The 22305-nt window shown below is 29.2% G+C and carries 21 protein-coding genes and 1 tRNA gene; 3 read left to right on the forward strand and 19 right to left on the reverse strand.

Features of this window, described 5'->3' with window-relative positions; genetic code table 11:
• Positions 1-171: 171 nt before the first annotated feature.
• The 3 genes from K292_RS15780 to K292_RS0103220 form a co-directional block, all read right to left on the reverse strand.
• Complete coding sequence (locus K292_RS15780; protein ID WP_051280230.1) at positions 172-795, reverse strand: AbiTii domain-containing protein; 624 nt, start codon at positions 793-795, stop codon at positions 172-174.
• A 9-nt stretch (positions 796-804) separates the two neighbouring features.
• The gene (locus tag K292_RS0103215) at positions 805-1182 is read right to left on the reverse strand and encodes a hypothetical protein (protein WP_027398631.1); all 378 of its coding nucleotides are present in this window, start codon (positions 1180-1182) and stop codon (positions 805-807) included.
• 177 nt (positions 1183-1359) lie between these two features.
• On the reverse strand, positions 1360-1662 hold the full coding sequence (locus tag K292_RS0103220) for a tyrosine-type recombinase/integrase (protein WP_027398632.1): 303 nt from the start codon (positions 1660-1662) through the stop codon (positions 1360-1362).
• 375 nt (positions 1663-2037) lie between these two features.
• On the opposite strand from K292_RS0103220, the gene K292_RS0103225 reads away from it, so the two are divergent.
• Complete coding sequence (locus K292_RS0103225; RefSeq protein ID WP_027398633.1) at positions 2038-2508, forward strand: hypothetical protein; 471 nt, start codon at positions 2038-2040, stop codon at positions 2506-2508.
• On the forward strand, positions 2502-2702 hold the full coding sequence (locus K292_RS0103230; protein ID WP_027398634.1) for a helix-turn-helix transcriptional regulator: 201 nt from the start codon (positions 2502-2504) through the stop codon (positions 2700-2702). The genes K292_RS0103225 and K292_RS0103230 overlap by 7 nt, the downstream gene beginning before the upstream one ends.
• An 857-nt stretch (positions 2703-3559) precedes the next feature.
• Here the strand turns inward: K292_RS0103230 and K292_RS0103250 are convergent.
• From K292_RS0103250 to K292_RS0103320, 15 genes are all read right to left on the reverse strand, one after another.
• Positions 3560-3635 (reverse strand) — tRNA-Arg (locus K292_RS0103250).
• A gap of 51 nt (positions 3636-3686) precedes the next feature.
• Complete coding sequence (locus K292_RS17670) at positions 3687-5039, reverse strand: DNA-methyltransferase (protein WP_027398635.1); 1353 nt, start codon at positions 5037-5039, stop codon at positions 3687-3689.
• 3 nt (positions 5040-5042) lie between these two features.
• Positions 5043-6896, reverse strand: a complete 1854-nt coding sequence (locus K292_RS15790) for a YgiQ family radical SAM protein (RefSeq protein WP_051280232.1) — start codon at positions 6894-6896, stop codon at positions 5043-5045.
• A 471-nt stretch (positions 6897-7367) separates the two neighbouring features.
• Positions 7368-8174, reverse strand: coding sequence for a carbon-nitrogen hydrolase family protein (locus tag K292_RS0103265; protein WP_037372368.1), 807 nt, complete (start codon positions 8172-8174; stop codon positions 7368-7370).
• A 212-nt stretch (positions 8175-8386) separates the two neighbouring features.
• The gene (locus K292_RS18180) at positions 8387-9325 is read right to left on the reverse strand and encodes a CAP domain-containing protein (protein WP_245570818.1); all 939 of its coding nucleotides are present in this window, start codon (positions 9323-9325) and stop codon (positions 8387-8389) included.
• Positions 9326-9484: 159 nt separating this feature from the next.
• Complete coding sequence (locus tag K292_RS0103275) at positions 9485-10126, reverse strand: NUDIX hydrolase (RefSeq protein ID WP_051280234.1); 642 nt, start codon at positions 10124-10126, stop codon at positions 9485-9487.
• The gene (locus K292_RS15800; RefSeq protein WP_051280236.1) at positions 10107-11003 is read right to left on the reverse strand and encodes a DMT family transporter; all 897 of its coding nucleotides are present in this window, start codon (positions 11001-11003) and stop codon (positions 10107-10109) included. The genes K292_RS0103275 and K292_RS15800 overlap by 20 nt, the downstream gene beginning before the upstream one ends.
• Positions 11004-11029: 26 nt before the next feature.
• Positions 11030-11713: an HAD family hydrolase gene (locus tag K292_RS0103285; RefSeq protein ID WP_027398638.1), complete on the reverse strand. Its 684-nt coding sequence runs from the start codon at positions 11711-11713 to the stop codon at positions 11030-11032.
• Between the two features lie 93 nt (positions 11714-11806).
• On the reverse strand, positions 11807-12226 hold the full coding sequence (locus K292_RS0103290; protein WP_027398639.1) for a hypothetical protein: 420 nt from the start codon (positions 12224-12226) through the stop codon (positions 11807-11809).
• Between the two features lie 132 nt (positions 12227-12358).
• Positions 12359-13378 carry a 23S rRNA (adenine(2503)-C(2))-methyltransferase RlmN gene (rlmN, locus tag K292_RS0103295; protein WP_037372370.1) on the reverse strand — a complete coding sequence of 340 codons (1020 nt, stop codon included), beginning with the start codon at positions 13376-13378 and terminating at the stop codon, positions 12359-12361.
• Positions 13379-13668: 290 nt separating this feature from the next.
• Positions 13669-14493 (reverse strand): DUF368 domain-containing protein, encoded by an 825-nt coding sequence (locus K292_RS0103300; protein WP_037372372.1) that lies wholly within the window; start codon positions 14491-14493, stop codon positions 13669-13671.
• 437 nt (positions 14494-14930) lie between these two features.
• Positions 14931-16070, reverse strand: coding sequence for an alkaline phosphatase family protein (locus K292_RS0103305; protein WP_245570819.1), 1140 nt, complete (start codon positions 16068-16070; stop codon positions 14931-14933).
• A 410-nt stretch (positions 16071-16480) separates the two neighbouring features.
• Positions 16481-17065, reverse strand: coding sequence for an NAD(P)H-dependent oxidoreductase (locus tag K292_RS0103310; protein WP_037372374.1), 585 nt, complete (start codon positions 17063-17065; stop codon positions 16481-16483).
• 149 nt (positions 17066-17214) lie between these two features.
• Positions 17215-17760 (reverse strand): beta-class carbonic anhydrase, encoded by a 546-nt coding sequence (locus K292_RS0103315; RefSeq protein WP_037372376.1) that lies wholly within the window; start codon positions 17758-17760, stop codon positions 17215-17217.
• 209 nt (positions 17761-17969) lie between these two features.
• Positions 17970-18164 carry an alpha/beta-type small acid-soluble spore protein gene (locus K292_RS0103320; RefSeq protein WP_027398645.1) on the reverse strand — a complete coding sequence of 65 codons (195 nt, stop codon included), beginning with the start codon at positions 18162-18164 and terminating at the stop codon, positions 17970-17972.
• A gap of 202 nt (positions 18165-18366) precedes the next feature.
• Here K292_RS0103320 and K292_RS0103325 point away from each other — a divergent pair, with 202 nt between their 5' ends.
• Entirely contained in the window at positions 18367-21477 is a 3111-nt protein-coding gene (locus K292_RS0103325) for a glycosyltransferase (RefSeq protein WP_027398646.1), read from the forward strand.
• A 70-nt stretch (positions 21478-21547) separates the two neighbouring features.
• Here the strand turns inward: K292_RS0103325 and K292_RS0103330 are convergent, their stop codons facing one another.
• Positions 21548-22291, reverse strand: a complete 744-nt coding sequence (locus K292_RS0103330) for a GT-D fold domain-containing protein (protein WP_027398647.1) — start codon at positions 22289-22291, stop codon at positions 21548-21550.
• Positions 22292-22305 lie beyond the last annotated feature (14 nt).

Genomic DNA, 22305 nt, shown 5'->3' on the forward strand with positions numbered 1-22305 from the left:
TTAAAACGCGATATCCTTAATTTTACCAATAGGTTCAATCTTTTACCCATCGTTAATATTCGAATTAAAACCAAGCCGTAACATTTATATTATTATGCCCCATGAGCTTACAAGCAGTCTGAATTGACACCATTTTTGTATAAGTTCTTACAAAACGCATGGCTATAGATTTTATTCTTGTGTTGAACGATCAGTATTCTGCTGAATTTGTGTATCACTGACATTACCATAAAAATTGTTAATATAGTTGTATATAGTGGGGGTGCTAGTAGCTATTTGTTTTTCTTCTTTTGTAAACTGTAGTTCTTCTCCAAATATTCCATTTTCCTCAAGTGTAATTGACCAGTCTAAAATTAAATTTCTTACTTTTTCTAATATTTCATAAATTTGATTTCTACCAACATGTAATGCATATTGAGTTTCAAAATCAATAGCGTTTGAAAGATAATCGTTGTCATCATCATTAAACCTTAAATATGGTGAACCGTTCTTATCATTATAAACATTAACTAAATTAGGAATAGAGTCACCTATTGAACGACTTGATATTTTGCTACTGTTAAGCACAGGTATCCAGCCTTGACAAGGGTTCCATGCTTTTACTTCACCTTTAATCTTGCGATAATCTGGTATTTTTTTTATATCGGTATAACCATTTAGTTCATTATCAATCCAGTCCTTAAATTCTGTTAACTTTAGTTTCCTTGCAACGAGATACGCCTTTCTAAGTAAACTCAAAATATCTGCCTCATTTCTAAGTGCTTCTTTCTGCAATTCAATTATAATACCTGCCATGTATGCCTCCTACATTCCTAACTGCGTTAAAAGACCTAAAATCCCTGTAGCAATTAAGCTACTAGATACACCAAGTGTTAAGTCTTTTAGCCTATTTAAAGCGCTTTTTATTTTTGATGGGTGGTCTTGTTTGTTTACAGCTTCCATTGCAATTTCTAAGATTTCGTTTGCTTCATCTGCAGTCTCTCCATATGTATCTTTAAACATAGGCTTAAATTTACTGATTTCATCTAAGATATTTGCTACTTTTTTATAATCAAATTTTTCATTTATTATTTGAGACTGGTTGGAATCAACAGCATTTTGTTGGATTTGAACTCCCGTAGTATTTCCTCCAATATTAACTAGATAACTATTTTGGGTATTTTTATCATTATTGTTTTTCATGGCGTTCACCTCATATTTATTGATTTCTTTTGAAATTATTTTTCTAACCCTTGAAATAAATATATTAAATTTTTAATATCATGTTAACATCCTCATGAAACTTATGAATTTGTAATAAAAGCTTTCATTATCTTTTGGATATACAAGATACCAGAATTTCTTTACTTGAATTTAATTTTAAAACATTATATCCGTAATTTTATCAATAGCTTCAATCTTCTGTTGATCATCAATATTAGTATAAAATTGAGCCGTTATATTTATATTTGAATGTCCCATGAGCTTACAAGCTGTCTGAATTGGTACACCATTTTTACATAGGTTTGTACAAAAAGTATGTCTGTAAGTATGAAAGCCTTTGCTTTCAACCCCTATGCTTTTATAATATCTTTTACAAGCACGATTTATATTCTGCCTATCATAGAAACCACCCGTTTGAGTAGTAAAAATGAAATCCGTTCTATATCCATTCCTGACCATCTATTTTTTATAATATGCCATATTTTATCTCTATAAACTCTTAGCATCTATAATAAAAAACTAATTTACATTATTTAACACATAGTATATATTAATTATACCAAAATTTAGTAAAAATTAGAATAAGACTTTTTATATTTCAATAAAATAAAAAGAAAAAAATAACGATACTAATTAGAACTATTCAGCAAGTAATTAAAGAAGCTGATAACAATACAGTAATAACCCAATTTTGTGAGGTATAAGTAAGAAAGTAAAGATAGAATGTAAAAATTTGTATTGCATCTCATTTTTGTTGTGATATAATTATCACATAATGTTATATAAATATCACACGAGCAAATTATATCTAATGTATCATGGAGGATGATTAATATGGAAAGATTTAAAGACTATAAAAAAGACATGGGTATCACTAAAAAACGATACAACAGAGAATTAATGAGTAAGTTGCAAATTGTAGCTTCCACTCTTTTAATTCTTACTTGTATTATACAATTATTGTTTAAAGAAGATTTACCTCTTTGTATGGAGATCTGTAGATTTGGACTATTAATATTTGCCGTATGTCTTATAATTGTTAAATCTTATATTATTAAGGTTGAAATAAATGATGAAAGAAGTCAAGAGAATGCCACTAAAGCCGGAGAGTCAGCATTTTTGTTTATGTTAAAAATAGTATGTGGTTTAACTATAATATTTATTATTTTTAACCGTTATTTTACAGAAAGTATTAGTATTAAAAATATAGTAACAGGGCTAATCTGTTTTGCATTTTTAGGTGTAATAGCAAGAGAAGTGTATTTACTTAAATATGAAAAGTCAGGAGAGCAAATAAAATGCTAGTTACGAAAATCAAAGAATATAGAGCAAGATTTAATTTAAGACAAGATGAACTTGCAGAAAAAGTTTGTGTTAGAAGAGAGACCATCAATAAACTCGAACGTGGATTATATAATCCTTCATTAAAGTTGGCTATGGATATTGCAAATGTCTTTAAAACAAAAGTGGAAGATATTTTTGAATTTAAAGAGGAATAGTCTGTCAGAATGTTCTGTAGCAATTTGGCCAAGAACGGCGTTAAGCTTATCACGGCTTCGAAGCTCATGGGACATAACAACATAAATGTCACAGCCAAGTATTATGTGAATGTTGACGATGAGGAAAAGCGAGAAGCTATAGAAAAACTGCCAATATCCAAGTTGAAGATTTAATTTTAGTTATACTCTATAATATTTAAAGCAGGTGATATCTTGAAAATTGTAAAACATATTAACAATGCTAATATAAAAAATAAAATAAATGGTAAAGTTATATTATCAATCTTTATTTTATTAAATGTTGTCATCACAATTATATTGTGGGAAAGTGAGATTTCATTTATGGCATACAATATTGATAATTTTCTATAACTTGAAATGTAAGAAACGCCTATTAGCTATAATACTTGAAAGCTTTGAAAATGCTGATAAATAGGAGCGGAAAATAAATAAAATATAATTATTTATAAGTATTGTACTTTTTCACTAGCAATGATATAATTTTAGTATAAAAAAGTGCTACCAGTAAGCGGTACGCCCAAATATTACGTTAAAATAATCGCCTAAGTTTGGACGCTGGGGCGATTATCGCTTTTTTGTGACAATATATGTAACATACACAACATTAACCATTAACGCTAATAGAGCTATAATATTTGTTGCGGACATATGTATCACCCCCTTAGAAAGGGCATAACCGCCTACCTTTGCTTTGGTAGCACTACGGATAGTATAGCAAAGGCTGGTATATATCGCAATAGAAAGTTAGTTTCCCACATCAAAGTGGTTAAATAATGGCTAAAAGTACAAAATACACGTCATTCTCAAGTGAGAAAACGTGCATTTTTAAACGTTTGTGGTGAGGCACGAGGGACTCGAACCCCCAACCGACAGATTCGAAGTCTGCGACTCTATCCATTGAGCTAGTGCCCCATAAAATATATTCACTCTATTTTACCTATTAAATATCTAAAAGTCAATTCTTTAGCTATCAAATACAATAAAATTACTATATCCAAATACGTCTATAATTCTAATACATACAGCAGCTCCAATATTTTGTCCCTTTTTTTCATATTCTAATTTGATACCATTTTTTGTTCTTATAAAATTTTCTGAGGATTTAAAAATTTGACCATCATAATCAGTATCTATACTCCAAAAGTCTATAAGCTGAAGGGAATCTTCTTGTAAAATCATTCTCATATCTTTTGAAATATTTTTTAAAAATTGAATGTCTTCAATATATTTTGGTCTATAAGATATAAATTTCACTTTTAATAATTTTTCTTTATTATTTGTATTTGCTTCTTCAATCTGTATATTTATATCAATGCCTTCTTCAATGTTAGTATATCTCTGTTTTCGTAAATTAGTCTCATACACAGCATATTTTGCCTCTTCATTTATCAACCGTTTATGAGAATTTAAAAATGATGCTTCTCCTTTATCACATGAAATCCAATTTCTGTTCATTTTGTTTGCAACAGATGCTAAAGTACCTGATCCTCCAAAAAAATCAGCGCACAAATCTCCTTCTTTACTACAGCTTTCAAGGATTCTTTCAAGCAATATTTCCGGCTTTTGAGTAGCATATCCGGTCCTCTCTCCAGATGTTCTTCCTACCATGTCTATCTGCCAAACATCCTTCATATTTACCATAGTGTACCAGCCAATTTCATCTTGATATTCCTTAACGCCTTTAAATCGATATGGCTTAAATCCTCTGTTATATGACTTTTCTTTTTGAGGTTTAAAATAGTAATTTTGAGTTTTACTATAAAAAAGTAAAGTATCATGCTTTCTTGAGAAGCGTTTTTTGCTGACTCCACCTGATTTATAATTCCATACTACTTCATTTACAAAGTTATCTGCGCCAAATATTTCGTCTAAAATTATCTTAACATAATGCACGGCATGCCAATCTAAATGAACCCACAAACAACCTTCTTCACATAACAAATCTTTCATCATAAAAAATCTAACAGTTAACATCTTTAAGTAGTCTTCTAATCCATTTTCCCACGTATCTACATAAGCTAACTGCTGCATTTTCAAGGTTTTATCTGACTTATTTGATTCAAGTTTTATTTGTTTTCCATAATCTGCTTTAGAAAAAAATGGAGGATCTACATATATTAGATTTATCTTTCCAGCCATATTTTCAGCTTTTAACAAATATTTCATATACTCTAAATTATCACCTTTAACAAGACGGTTTTCAGGCTTATTAACTATCTCTGAAATATTTAAATCAATTATATTCTTATTAAGTAATCTTTCATATTCAATTCTACATTCTTCTAAAATTCCAGGTAGTGCTGCAATTAAGCTCATTTATTAATTCCTCCTAAAAAGAAACTCTATCAGCTCCGGTCTGTTGGCTTTTACCAATGCCTTTCTTACTAATGAACGATTTTCAGGCTTATTAAAATGCATTAAAGCACGCTGCATCTTTTTTTCTTCCATATTAGTAGGTACATATACAGATTCTCCGCTAATGGGATCTATACCCGTATAATACATGCATGTAGAAAGAGTACCCGGTGTAGGATAAAAATCTTGCACTTGATCAGGAATAAAACCTGTCTTTTTCAAAAATACAGCAAGCTCAACTGCATCATTTAAAGTACTGCCCGGATGGGAAGAAATAAGATAAGGAATTAAATATTGTTTCATTCCTAATTTTTCATTTATTTCTTTATATTTTTTACTGAATTTTACAAAAACATCTGATGAGGGTTTTCTCATTTTAGAAAGCACATTTTTTGAAATATGTTCCGGTGCTACTTTAAGTGTGCCGCTTATATGATATTTACAAAGTTCATTAAAAAAAGTTGTATCTTTATCTGCTATCAAATAATCATACCTTATTCCCGATCTTATAAATACCTTTTTTACTTTATCCAGTTTTCTTACTGATCTTAATATATCTAAATATTCTTTATGATCCACAATAAGCTGACTACAAGGCTGCGGATATAAACAATCTTTGTTTTTACATACTCCAGATTTAAGTTGTTTCTTACATGCAGGGCCTCTGAAATTAGCTGTGGGACCGCCTACATCATGTATATATCCCTTAAAGTCTTTATTTTCGGTAATTTTTTTAGCTTCACGTAATATTGATTCTTTGCTTCTGCCTCTAACCTGACGACCTTGATGATAAGTCAAAGCACAAAAAGCACAGCCGCCAAAACAGCCTCTATTTGATGTAATACTAAATTGAACTTCTTTTATAGCCGGAATACCGCCATAAGCTTCATATGATGGATGATATGTCCCTTCATACGGAAGTTCATATACATCATCGAGTTCTTGTGTAGAAAGAGGCTCCTGAGGTGGGTTTTGAACAACGTATACTGTATCATCATACTTTTCTATAAGTCTTTTACCTGTTATATAATCACTGTTTTGATATTGAATTAAGAAACTCTCTGCATAAGCTTTTTTCATCTTATCTACACTTTTATTACTATTTTTTCCACTTACTAATTCACTGTAATCAGGTAATAGAATCGTCTCTTTATCTCCAAACTGTTCTTTTTCAAATTCTGATGAGGAAATACCTTGTTTGTGCATAGTATTAACCATTTTACAAACTGTTCCCTTAATCCAAATTATATCCTTTGCAGAAATACCGGAATCTAATGCCTCAGCTATGTCCACAACTGCCCTTTCACCCATACCGTATATGAGTAAATCTGCTTTTGAATCAATTAAAATAGAACGTCTCACTTTATTGTCCCAATAATCATAATGGGCAAAACGTCTCAGACTTGCTTCAAGCCCTCCTATAATAATTGGTACATCTTTATAAGCCTCTCTTGCTCGGTTACTATATACCATCACAGCTCTGTCAGGTCTTTTGCCTGCTTTTCCTCCAGGAGAATAGCTGTCAGTCTTTCTGCGATGTTTAAATACAGAAAAATGATTTACCATAGAATCCACATTTCCTGAATTTATTAGAAATCCTAATCTTGGCTTTCCAAAACGTTTAAAATCTTCTGCACTTTTCCAATCAGGCTGAGCCAAAATAACCACAGAATACCCCCTGCTTTCTAGTACTCTACTGATAATGGCTGTACCAAAAGAAGGATGGTCAACATAAGCATCACCCGTTATTAATACAAAATCTGCTTGCTGCCATCCTTTTTTATTCATTTCTTCTTTTGTGGTAGGTAAAAAGGACATATTTCTCCTATCTATTTATCTTATAATATAAAAATTATTTATTTCATAATAATCAATTCTTATTAGAAATTAAGACTTTAAAGTTAATTATATATTAAAATATATAAAAAGAAAACAGGCTAATTATTTTATAATAAAGACACTTGCATTTTATGTTCCTTCTAGCATATAATAGATATATAAAAAGTGCTGCCGATAGACGGTTAGCCCAGAATTAATAGAAGATTAAAATAATCGCCTAGTTTTCCAGACCGGGGCGATTATTTCTTTTTTGTGAGTGTATATGTAACTAATACAACATTAACAAGTAACGCCAATAAGGCTATCGTTTCCGTTGTAGACATAAGCATCACCCCCTCAAAAGGGCATAACCGCCTACCGTATCTCTATGGCAGCACTATTTTAGTATAGCATAAAAACCCAAATTTTTACAATATACTAAATAAACCAAATTCATTTTTATATAATAATTTAATAAAGTTCTGGTCTTCTATGTTTTAGTAATGGCAGCTGATCTCTTATAGTATCTATATAATCTGTATCAATATCTGCGTATACTATAGTCTCTTTAGAATCTGTCTTAGCACAAAATTCTCCCCATGGGTTTACAACACATGAGCCTCCATATGCCTGATATGGTCCGTTTAAATCTCTTGCAGGTGAAACAGCTGCAAAATATATTTGATTGTCTAATGCTCTTACTCTCATGGTTATATCCCAATGAGCAGGTCCTGTGGTCATATTAAAAGCTGCCGGCAATACTATTAATTTAGCTCCTGCCAAAGCCATTTTTCTGAAAAGCTCAGGAAAACGCACATCATAACAGATTGCCACTCCAACTTTTCCGTATTCTGTATCAATAATAGTAGTGCTGTCTCCTGCTGTTAAAGTATCTGATTCTTTAAATGTAATTCCGCCCTTTACATCAATGTCAAACAAATGTATTTTTCTATGCTTTCCGATAATCTTTCCTTCTCTGTTAAAAGAATAGCTGGTATTATACACTAGATCATTACTAAGCTCCGCAATAGATCCTCCTATAATATATACATTTAATTCTTTTGCCAACGAAGATAGAAGTGATACCGTTTGTCCATTATCATCTTCTGCAAATTCTCTGAAATATTTATTTGAATACGGACAATTAAACATTTCAGGTAAGGCAATTATATTAGAGCCCTTTTTGGCTGCTTCTTTTATCATTTTTTCTGCTTTATCTAAACTTTTTTCCTTTTTCATATCTCCCATCATTTGACATAATGCTAATTTAATAATCATAAATTCACCCCCATTAAAATAGTATTATAACTCACTTATATTCTTATTCATATATTATACATTTTAAATTTATAATATCATATTAACATAACCGTGCTAACGTATCAAAGATAACTTAATAAATTGGATTATATAAATAAAAAATATGACGGCAATTTTATCGTCATGCCGTCATATTAATCCCCTTAAATATTTTATTTTCCCTTTAGATTTTATGGTCTAATGAACATTTGTACCCAGTACGTATTTCCATTACTATCCGTTACATATCCTATACCAATTTCAGTAAAGTTAGAATTTAAAATATTAGCTCTATGTCCTTCAGAATTCATCCACCCATCCATTACTGATTCAGGTGATTTCTGACCCTTAGCAATATTTTCTCCAGCTGCAGTATATGTTATTCCAAACTGTTTCATCATATCAAATGGTGACCCATAAGTTGGAGATGTATGAGAAAAATAGTTTTTATCTCTCATATCTTCTGCTTTTTTTTCAGCCACCTCAGAAAGCTTACTGTTTACTGTTAATGCAGAAAGACCATTTGCTGCTCTTTCTTTATTAACTAAATCTGCAACCTGCTGTTCATAGTCTCCTATATTAGCAGCATTATCAGCACTAGAATTATTATTTACACTATTGTTGCTTTGATTGTTTACAGATTCTTGATTTGAAGTATCGGCTTTATCGCTAGTTTCATTTTTTTGCACATCTTGCTTTTCTGTTTCATTTGCAGGAGTATTATCTTTTTCTGTTTCTGCGTCTTTTTTATCTGTATCAACATTTGCTTTATTTATTTCATCTTTTATATTATCAATATTGATATTAGTGTTAGTATTATTTTCGCAATTATTTACTGTACAATCCGCATTTGTATTTACATCACATTCAGTATTTGTGCAATCAAAATTTTGTCCACATTCAAAATACTTTTTAACTTTTGAATAATTAAAATCTTGTTGACATAATGTTCCACAATCTTTATTAAACAATGTTTGCCATGAATTTTGGGAAGTATTGCAATTATTGATTGCATTTGCACTGCAATTGCTATTTGACTGAGGTGTTTCCAAAGCAAGTGCTTGTGCTGGTGCTAACATAAATAACAGCGTACATAGGGTTAACGTAATCTTGACAAATGAATTTCTCATATTGCCTCCTTTCAGTATCCTATTGATTTCACAATTTCTACAACTAATTGGTTTCAACATATTTTCTAATTCCCAGTACCCATGTATGGAATTATATATTGATCATTTACATAATAAAACCCCTCAAAATTTACCATAAAAAAAGAAACAGCTAAATAATTACCTATTTCTCTCATTTTTATGATTCATTATATTCATCAAATTGTAAGTGATTTTGCCAGTTAGACCCCATATCACATATTTATTATATCTATATATAGGTACCGTATATTTCCCTTTACGCCAATTATATCCTTCTTTTGAATTTATCATTTCATAGGAAAAATCCGATCCAATCTTTGGTACTACATCAAAATAATATATAATTGGCTCATTTTCTGCCAGAAAAGATACAGGAACAAGAAATATTTCTTTAACTTCGTCTTTATTCACATTTGTATTTTTAATTTTTTCATAATCTATAACTCCAAGATATGAATACATGGTAAAATTACTATAAGTATGAATATAGTCCAACTTTGATATAACTTTTATATCTTTTTGAAAAATATTTAACTCCTCAGAAGTTTCTCTTATGGCACATTCCTTTGGAGATTCTCCTTTTTCCATCTTTCCTCCGGGAAAACAAACTTCTCCAGGCTGTTTCTTTAATTGTTCTGAACGTACCTCATATAAAATATTAAGTTCATTATCTTTTTCAACAAGTGGAACTAAAACTGAATAATAATTATATGATCCAAGAACTTTTGGTTTTCTGTCTTTTAAAGTTTTTTCAAAATCTTCAATCTTGAAGTTCTTCATATTTACCCTTTCTTTTTTCTCTTATACTTATATAAGAGGCAAATAATATTAATGCTATACCCAAATATCCATTCCAAGTTATGACATCATTAAGTATAATGACAGCCATAACAGGGGCAATTGCAGGTTTTACAAAGAATACAATAGATCCTGTTGTTGCATCGGAATTTTTAATAGCAAGAAAATAAAATAAATATCCTAGTCCTGTAACAAATATACCAAGGTATAAAACAAGCCATATATTATCTGCTACTCCTAAAACTACAGGTCTTCCCATAAATAATAAAATCACAAGCAGAACCAAAGATCCCAATATGAAACTAATACTTGTCTGGGCATATAATCCCATTTTTTGTATACTGATTTTTCCCATTACTGTATAAAGGCCAAAGAAAACTGCACCTAAAATTACTAAAAATATACCCATTGCTGTATTTCCTTCTTGCAGCTTCCAAGGTGATACCATAAACAGAATTCCTAATAAACCTAACATAAAGGCTACTACTTTTATTTTATTCATTTTATCATCTTTTGTCATAAAATGTGCAAATACCATGGTAAATAATGGGTTAACACAAATCAATACAGAAGCTGTAGAAGCATTTGCACCCATAACTCCTATTTGAAAAAATAACATGCTGAGAGGGATACACACAATACCAAGTAGAAGCAAATACATATAATCTTTAAAAGTGATTACCGTTTTATTGCATTTTATTTCTCTTATTGCAAAAGGAAGTAATAAAAGCCCTCCTATAAAAAATCTTATAAATGTCAGTTGGAATGAATCCAATTCACTTCCTGCCATTTTCAAAGTTACTTCCATTGTACCAAATAAAAATGCTGATATAAATATGTATATTGCTACTTTTTTCACTTTATCATCTCCTAAATTTTCTCTAATCAAATTTTAAAAATATCAATTATTTTATTATAATCACTCAAATCTTTGAATAAGTAGTCAGGTTCATGACTTTTAAGGATATCATAATCCATCCACCCTGTTGCAACACCAATACTTTTTATATTATTTCTTTTGGAAGTTTCAATATCATATACACCATCTCCTATTAGATAAATGTTTTTATTTTCAAATTCAACACCAAAGTATTTTTCAGCTTCTTTTACTGCTTTCTTTGCCGCATCCCATTTTTCTCCATATTCATCACCAAAACCACCGACTTTAAAATATTTATTCAAACCCACTGATTCAAGTTTTGTCTCTGCACCAATCCTGAGATTACTTGTTAACAATGCATTATAACAATAATCACTCTCATCTATATAGTCTAAGATTTCCCAAATACCGGGAAGTACTTTTATTTGCTTATTTTTACTTAATACATTTTTTAAATTTTTTATATACGTCTTTTTTATTTGCTCCAAATCACCTTTATTATATCCCAATTCTTCCATAATCTTATCAAGAATTATTGCATCCATAGTACTTCCTACTTTTATTTTTGAAAATGCATTTTCTTCACCATAAAGTTGTTTAAAAGTCATATTTAATGCTGTAGTGCCATCAGCACCACAATGCATTAACGTACCATCAATATCCCATAATACCAAAATATTTTTTTTCATAATCTTTTCCCTTTAATATTTGCATATATTCTTCAAAGATAAAGCGGTGAGTCAATCACCGCTTAAATTTACAATATTATATTTCACAATAAATTAATTTAAGATCTCAAATTCTTTTATATTATCACCTAGTTCACTTAAATCTGCGCTTAGGCTTACTATAAATTCAATACCATATTTTTCTGACAATCCTTTTAATCTGTTTAAAAATTCAGGTACATCGGAAAGATTTACATCTGCATGTTTTAAAATGCTATCTATAAAAATAACCTCAATATCATGATCCGAACTGATAATTCCATAAAGGAAACCTATATATTCGTCACTATTAGTTATATTTTCATACTCCTCCATACATACAACCCTAATTTGATATTTTAAGTCATACATGAGTCTATGATTTTTGTTTATAAAGACCACGTTCCCATCACTTTTTTCCACATAATTGTTAGCAAGAGTTATCATTTTTTTGCTTTTACCACTACCTTTGTGTCCAATTAATAACTTAACCATTTGGATCGCCCCCTTAAATATTATAATATTGTCCTTTTATTATACACCATTAAGTAAATACGAGCAATAAATAAACACCAAATATGGTATTTATTTTTACAAATTATACTAATCTTAGTTTGATATTTTCCTTTAATTTCTTAGTCTAAGCTGCCCACAGGCTGCATCTATGTCACTTCCCATTTCTCTTCTTACTGTAACCTGTATACCCTTTTTTTCAAGTACATTTTTAAACTTTTCCACATCATCTCGCTCTGTTCCTTTTAAATTGCTTTCTAATACATTATTTAAAGGAATTAAGTTAACATGACAGATCATGCCTTTTAATTTTAAAGCTAATTCTTCTGCATGATTTATATTATCATTTATTCCTTTTACTAAAGCATATTCAAAGGTAACTCTTCTTCCGGTTTTATTTATATATCCTCTGCACACTTCCAACAATTCATCAACATTATACTTATTATTAATAGGCATAAGCATATTTCGTATTTTATCATTAGGAGCATGAAGTGAAAGTGCTAAGTTTACTTGAGGAAAATCATTTGCAAATTCCTTAATTTTTGGTATTAAACCGCAAGTGGAAACGGTAATACTTCTCATTCCTAAGTTTAATCCTTCTTTTGAATTAATAATTCTTATAAATTGGCTTAGATTTTCATAATTATCAAAAGGCTCACCCGTACCCATAACAACTATATTACCGATTTTCTCACCAGTATCTTTTTCAATGGATAATATCTGGTCTGCCATTTCTGCTGCAGTAAGATTTCTGTTTAAACCTCCAATTGTTGATGCACAAAAGCTACATCCCATCCTGCATCCAGCCTGAGAAGAAACACATACGGAATTTCCGAATTTATATTTCATAAATACACTTTCAATTGTATTTCCATCTGATAATTCAAATAAATATTTTCGTGTACCGTCTTTTTTTGATTTTTGGATCTTTACAATTTTCAGTTGCTCTATAAAAGCTTCTTTTTCAAGTTTTTCTCTAAGTTCCTTAGATAAATCTGTCATTTCATCAAAACTGTAAGCGCCCCTGTAAAGCCATTGAAATAGTTGTTTTGCCCTAAACTTTTTTTCTTCTATATTTCCAAAAAATGTTTCCAGTTCTTTGACTGTCATATTTTTAATGTTTGTTTTCATATTCAATTTCCTCTCTGTTTCTATTGTACACCTTATCCTATATAATTATTTGTAAGCTTTTAAGGAATATAGAAAATGTTAATTATATACGTATTAAAACTGTTATTTTATTCTGATTTTAAATTCTGTTTATGACCTTCACTATCAATTATAGCATCTGACTTATCAATGTAAGGAATATCTACATGAATTTGAATAAAAACTATATAAATTAAAATTATAAAATAGTCAATAATGATATTATAATAATCCATTTAAAGTGTCTATAATGCTGACTTTTATTCAATAAACTATTTTACTTTTAACTTGCTAATCCATAAAATAATAATAAGTCCGAATAAAAAAGTACCTATACATTGCCATATTTCCACTCCCATTGGCAAACCTGGATATACTTCCATTAAAGACCCCATCATAAAACCAATTATAAGCATATATGTAAATTGAGGATGTCTTTTCATTTCCCTTTCTATTATACCGGCAGTCAAAAATGTGCCTACAATTGCACCAACTATAATGGGACTTAAATATAATATATTAAAATCTCTTAATGCTTTCAATGTTAAATCATACATCCCAAATATTAGAAGAATATATGATCCACTAATACCAGGTAATACCAATGCTATTGCAATAATAATACCCGCAATGAAAAGCATACCCATGCTATTAACATTAAACCCTGAATCAAAAGAGAGTAATCCTTTAGGAAATAAAGTTATTAAGTATGCAACAGATCCTCCTAAAATCACTGCACCTATATTTACTGGTTTCACTCTGTCTATAGTAGCTTTTCTATATAAAGGCGAAATACTCCCTAAAATAGCACCTAAAAATAAAAACATCATAGGTTTACGCCATGCAGTAACAGCATCAAGCATAGGCCCTGACATTAATAAAATACCTAAAAGACCTGCTAAGCTGTACTCAATAAGAAGCAAACCATTAGTTTTTACATTTTTCTTTAAAAAACTAACAGCGTGAATTAAATCATCATAAGCCCCCAATATAATTGCCATAGTTCCGCCGCTTACTCCCGGTATCAACATGGACGAACCTATTATGAATCCTTTTATTAATTTTATAAATATATAATCTTTTCCTTTACCCTGCATAATTTATATCCATTACTCCCTTTTGTTATCAGATTATTTTTATAACAAACTCACATTTAAATTTATAAGATTAAAATAAAGCTTCGCATAAATCAATTAAAATCCCTTATTGTTAAAATCTACTTTTACAATAAAAGTCACCTTTATTAACAATAAAAAAGCATCTAAATAAGACAATAAAAAAGTCTTTTATAATTATATACATACTTATTATTAATAGTAACATACTTGAATCTATAAATTCAATAAAGTGCTGTTTTAAAATAAAAAATCTGTTGTAAAAACAGACTTTTTATTTTAAAAAATATATTTATGATAGTTTGAAAAAATGAAATATAGAATTTCATTAATTATGTTAATTAATACTTATATTACAAAAGGATTATTTCAAATTAAACTTAAAAACCCTCAATCCTGAAATAACCCTTTTTATTATTTTATGATTCGATTTTCTCTAATATAATTCTTACAATATCTCTGCTGTACCGGTACTTTGCTGCTTCTTCTCTGGCATTTACTGCAATTAGTGGTATTGCCCTTTCATAAAGGGACCCGTGTGTTCTTATACAGTCCGTCTCAAGCTCTTCTCCATCAAGTTCTCCAAATGCATAGTCTTCTCCTGCAAAAACCACGTAATCACCTATCTTATCCATAGGAAGGTTATACTTCTTCGCTGCTTCTTCTTTTGTACATACAGATTCAACACAAGGATATTCTTCTATAAATTTTATTATTTCATCTTTTTTATCCTTTGCTGCTTCTTTAAAATATAAATACAGTACTCCCCCCTCTTGATACACATGATTTTCTATATATCTGTCTTTTATTGGTGGATGACAAACTACCTCATATTTCATTCTATCCATTATTGCTTGTAAATTTACAATTTTAGATTTTTTATTCATGCCGTGATCTGCCGTAATATAAATTTCTCTTTTTGGATCAAGATCATAAATTTTACCTATCCATTTATCTATTTCCTGCATATGAGTAATTGCTTCGTTTGTATTTGGAGCAAAGTTATGCATCATATAATCACTTGTTGTACAATATACAACATCTGGATTATTCTTCTTTATTAAATTATGACATGCCTCTAAAATCCATCCGCTAGCTTTTAAGGTACCTACTTTGGGTGGCATTTCCATATCTAAGAATCTTACCAGAATTTCATTTGGTTTTTGCACGCTAATACTAAAATCAACATTTCTTCCAAACACCTCCATAATATTTGCGTTCACTGCTAATAGTGCTGTTTTTGCACCCTTTCTATGTAATACATCAAATATTGTATCAGTTTTTATAAATCCTGAATTTTCAATGAAATCTTGTTTTCCTGTCTCTTTATTATAATAATAATTTCCAACGATACCGTGCTCATAGGGAAATTTACCTGAAAGAATTGTTGCATGATTAACATTAGTTACTGATGGAATAGATGATTTTGCACATTTACAAAACCCACTTTTAGCAATACGATAAAAATTAGGTGTATTTTCTTTTGAAATATAATCTGAAGAGCATCCATCAATTACTATTATTAATAGCTTATCCATTTTTACCAATCCTCTTTTCATTTTCTCTTTCAACTGCTCCTTTTTTCGCTATGTTAATTTTAATCATAAATTCTATTTAAACTTAACTTATATACCTTAAATTACCATAGCTTACAAAACATTTATTATGTCGAATATGAAATTATTTCTATTAATCTTTGTCATATTACAGGAAAAACAAAAGCTTCTAAAATGCATCACAAATATATGCAAAACAGTTTATAAAATTGCTTTTTCCCTGAATATATACTACCACCCCTATCCATAGTATACATGGAATATATATAGTAATTTATTTACTTCTTATTTTAACTTATCATAATATTATGACTTAGGCAATTTTTAATTTGTTCATTTACAGAAAATTATTCAATTCCTTAATATTATATACATATTTTATATAGATAAATGCTATATAAAATTAGACTATGTTACCAAATCAAAGATAATTCTTGTGCTTCTGATATAGCCTCATTTAGTATCTTTTCAGTATCCCACTCCTTTACATCTAAACCTTCTGCAAGCAAATAATCAAATTTATCAATTCCAAATTCTTTGCATACGGCTTCAATATATTGCTTACCTAAATCCATGCCATGCAAAGGTCCGCCTGCTGTTGTAATATAAAGTAATTTATCAGCATTACAAAGACCAATTTCGCCATTCTCATCATATGCAAATGTAATTCCACAAACAAAAATATTCTCCAAATAAACTTTCAAAATAGCAGGAAAAGCTAAGTCCCAATACGGAGCAGCAACGATTATACGATCCATTTGAGCAAACTCATTTGCATATTTAAACATTGGATGATCCCATTGTTTTTTTTCAATCAATTCATTTCTTAACTTTATATTTCTCCTATCAAGATATGTAAGTTCCTTTTCGTCATATAACCTTAATTCTGTGAATTCATCTTCTGAATTTTTCTTCTTATATACTTCTATAAAATGTTTTGCCAATTTTAAAGTTCTGGATTTTGGTCTTGTGCATGCATTAATTAATAAAATCTTCATGTATACTCTCCTTTGCTTTTTTATTTTATACTTTTAAAAATTTTTAAATACCCATCACAATACTATGCTTTTATTTTTTGTTTAATAAAAAATAACTGTTGTATATGTAAAAGTAAAAGTATCTAGTAGATACTTTTATTTTAGCGTTACTATAATTTTTCTAACTTACCCGTATTAGGATCCATTATAAATCCATGGACGTTCACATCAGATGGTATTAACGGATGATTTCTTATAATATTTACAGTTTCTAAAACTGAAGTTTCAGCGTCATCAAAACCTTTAAGCCAATTCTTAAAATCCACTCCGCAATATTTTATCATATTAATTTTATCTTGGCTTATTTGGCGCGCTAACATTTTATTTACTAATTTTTCAGAATCTAACCCCTGCATGCCACAATCATAATGGCCTATAACCATTATATCTTCTACATTTAATTCATAAATTGCCACTAATAAGCTTCTTATTACGCTTCCAAAAGGATGAGTGATAATACCACCTGCATTTTTTATAATCTTTGCATCTCCGTTTTTTAAATTTAAGGCCGCCGGCAATAATTCTATAAGACGTGTATCCATACATGACAATATTGCTATTTTTTTATTTGGATATTTTGTTGTTATATAATTTTCATAATCTTTATTTTCTACAAAACTTTTATTAAATTCCAATATTTCTTCAATTCTGTTCATTAAATAATCTCCTTCTTATACTAACTATACTATTTTAGCAGTATACTTTATATAAAATATTTTTACTATCATAACATAATATAAATTTTATATCATTAAAATTATTTAATAAACAATAAAAAAAGAAAAATTTAAAATTGTAGTAAAAAATCGGCTTAAATTAAAAATCTAATTTAAACCGATTTTTTATATTATATTAAATTGTTTAATTATCTCTGTGACATTTGTTGTTCAGCCATATCAACTAACTTCTTAGTCATATAACCACCTACATAGCCATTCTGTCTAGCTGTAAGATTTCCTTTGTCCATTGATTCATAATCTGCTAAACCAAGCTCACTTGCGATTTCAGTCTTCATGTTTTTTAAACCAGTTTTAGCATTTGTTTTAGAATTTGATTGCATTAATATCACCTCCTTTGTAAAATTAATTTAACCTAAAAAATATTTAATATTACAAGTAATAATTAGTATCATTAGCTATATTTGCCAATGAATAAAAATTAATAATTTTTTAAAATATAAAAAAGTTTTTTTAATTATCATCAATTAACTATATTTCATATAATGAGAATAACTAATAATTAAAATAATTGAGGGGTTAATAATGTTAAAAATAACTTTAGAAGCAACAAATTGTGTATATATAACAAAAGCATCACCAAAAAAAAATTACAATAGCAACACATCTGTTTTTACAGGAAGATATAAGAAAATAAATGATATATACAGATTTTTTATGAATTTTGATTTCAATAGCATAGAAGAAAAATTATTAAATATGAGTATTGAAAAAGCATATTTATGCTTTCATTTAACCAGAAATGAAGTTCCAAAGAATCCAGGAACATCAAATATATATGTTTATAGACTAATAGAAAACTTTAACTCTAATACTGTTAATTGGGAGAATCAACCTTTACCCTATAACGAAGTATCTGCTGCATTTTCAATCCCTTATGCAAAGACTGGCCCAATACAAATAGATATTACAGATTTAATAAAAGGCTGGATAAATAAAAGTATACCTAATTATGGAATCTTAATAAGAGGAGAAGAAAATATTAACAGCTTAATAGGATTTCCAGGTAAAAACTTTCATAAAAAAAGATTAAGTCCAACCTTAGTAATTGAATATAAATATAAAAACAATATAAAATCAGATAATAAAATTCCTTTTACCGAATTTTATAACACAAAATCCGAATATTTTAGCAATTATTTAGGATCCGGCATAACTGAAGAAACTAAAAAATTATCTGAAACAGTGCAAAAATGCAATTATAAAGGAATAATAGTCTATCCTACCGCTGTATACTGGGAACCAATTCAAAGGCCACAGCAATTTTTAAAAGAATTATCAACAAGAGGATACTTGTGTTTTTTCTGTTGTCCTCCAAATGAAAAATTTTTTATAAAAGAAATACAAGAAAACCTATATGTAGTTAGTAATGAAGATTTTCTACTGCAATATATAAAAGATAAATATGTTATTGTATTGTGTACTTGGTTAATCCAATTAGCATGGGCTGACTATATTCCAAACAAACTAATTTGGTATGATATATTAGATAGAATTGATTTTTTTAGCTGCTATGATGAAGATATGCTGAAAAAACATAATGAATTAATAGAAAAGGCTGACATAGTAACTTATTCTGCAAAATTATTAAAGGAGTATACTAATAAGCGAAAAGATGCTCTTTATATAACTAATGCTGTTAATCCAAAGGACTTTGTAAATATATCAAATACATCTATACCAAATAAAATAAAAGATATAGTATCTTCGAATAAACCTATTATTGGATATTTTGGTGCTATCGAAGAATGGTTTGATGATGAGCTTTTATTAAGTATTGCTATCAGACAAAAAAATTGGCAATTTATTATAATAGGAAATGTGAGTGATGAAAAAAGAAAACTTTTAAATTCACCTAATATTAATTTATTAGGGCCAATTAAGCATGAAGATCTTTCAAATTATGCTCAATATTTTGATGTATGTATAATACCATTTAAAGTAAATAAACTAACAAACAGCGTATCTCCTGTTAAACTATTTGAATACGCTTCACTGGGTAAACCAATAGTATCCTCCGCTTTAACAGAGTTAAAGCAATATAAAAGTAAATGTATATATATTGCAAATAATAGTTACGACTTTGAGCAAAAAATAGAAAAGTGTTTAGAAAAAAGCACTCAATCTACAGCTGCCGTTGAAGGCGTAAAATTTGCTGATAAAAACACTTGGGAGGAAAGAACAAATCAAGTAGAGCAGGCAATTAAAATACTTCCAAAAGGATTGTTATCCTATTCTAATATCAATAATTCACAAACAATTGCTGCCCTAACTGCTTCATTCTTTGATTTCAATGGAAAGAACTTTTATTCAGGAGGTGCAGAAAGATATTTATTTGATCTGTTTAAACTATTTCAAAAATTAGGATTAAGAATGCAAATATACCAATATGGGAACTCCACATGGGTAAGACGGTATGAAAATATGGATGTAATATCACTTTCAGATGGACTTGAAAGTACTCCTGAAACCTTTAATGATAAATTTTATAATTTGACTCATTATAGTACAATGCTAAACATTTATTCTGCTTTTTTCGAAGTATATCCAAAACCATCAGGTATAAATATAGGTATCAGTCATGGAGTTGCTTGGGACTCACCTTACTGCGTATTTAATTCAGGGGAAAAATTCTGGAATAGTAATCAACGTTTTATTGAATCTTTCAGATTATGTAATGCCATAGTATCTGTAGATACCAATACTGCAAATTGGTATCAAACTATAGACTATAATGTAGCCTCAAAAATAAAAGTAATACCAAATTACGTAGATGACACTGAATTTTCGCCAAGAGATAATTATGAAAAAGCAGGAGAAAAAACAATTATAATGTATCCTCGCAGGCTTTATGCTGCAAGAGGCTTTTATATATTTCTTGAAGCTATAGATGATATACTCGAAAAATATCCCAACACAGAAATTCATTTTGTTGGTAAAGGTTTTGAAAATGATACGAATAAAGTAATAGAAAAAATAAAGCAATGGGGTGATAGAGTTAGATGGTACTCCCTACCTTTAAATGAAATGCCAAAAGCATACAAACAAGCAGATATTGTTGTTATACCAACGCTTTACAGTGAAGGAACAAGTCTATCCTGCCTTGAAGCAATGGCATCAGGAAATGCTATTATTGCAACCAGAGTAGGTGGCTTAACAGATTTAATAATCAACAATTACAATGGTATATCCATTAATCCCGACCAAGGAGAATTAAAAAATGCCATCATGAATTTACTTGATAATCCTCAAAAAGTATTAAAACTTAAAAAAAATGCTCTAGAAGTTTCAAAGGTGTTTTCCAAATCAAATTGGGAAAAAAAATGGATGCAAATCATAGAATCTATGATTGATGTAAAAAAAGAATATCATATAAATGAAAGTAAATTAGTTGAAATTTATCTTCAAAGTATCTCAGAATTTCAAGATTTTAAAGTTAAATATCTTATATATGATTTACTTTGTAAAAATTGTTTAATATATGTAATAATAAAGAACAATAATGAAGTTCTGCCAAATAGCTACGGAAGATTACAATTCCTCTATGGGAACGAAGAAATTTTATCAAAAGCTGATTTTGTATATTCATATGATAAACATTTGGGAATTATTGATGAGAATAAAAAAAATATATAAGAATACAAATATACCATTATGGAAAGACTATGAAACGAGGCAGCCATCAAGCTGCCTCAATATTTATTTTTTAGTCTTTAATAGATATATAATTTCTTTTTGGGACATATTTTAGCTCCCACGCATACAATCCATTTAGATCTGATTCAAGACAAGTATCTACACCGCTTCCAAAATCAATACCTACATTACCTTTTATCTTAGCATGTGCACACAAAATTTTACCCGGCACTCCGGCACTAACAAGAGCTACTCGATAATTATACTTATCCATTTCTTTTATTGCATCATTAAGATAATCCCAATTGGGACAATCCACACATCCTGCAATATTACTCCAGCCATATCTTCTTTCAAGGACTTCTTTAAAATATTTAGATTTTACTCCCACAAGTAATACACTCATATCTTTAAATACTTTATAAAATTTTTTCATTGTACTTATTTTATAATTGTCAAAAGCATAAAAATAGCTTTTTGGATTTAATTTATAGTACTCAATAATCATATCTGCAATAGGCTTGAACACCCATCTGCTTGTTTGAGAAAGTACTCCCAAAAAATCCGCCTGTCTTAATGACCAAATAAGTTGTTCTCTAATATCTTTATTTGGTAAAATAACTCCACAATAACAAATATTTTTCTTTCTGACCCATGGATATACTTTATTAACAAAATCCATAGTCAATATTTTTTCATGTGCAGCAACTGCAGCCTCACCATCTCCAATACGTATTGAAGCATGAGAAACTTTGCTTTCAATAATTTCAATCCATTTCTCTAGTAACTCTTCCGTTTGTATATAATTTGACACATTATTCCTCTCCT

The organism is Anaerovorax odorimutans DSM 5092 (assembly GCF_000426305.1).
Lineage (GTDB): Bacteria > Bacillota > Clostridia > Peptostreptococcales > Anaerovoracaceae > Anaerovorax > Anaerovorax odorimutans.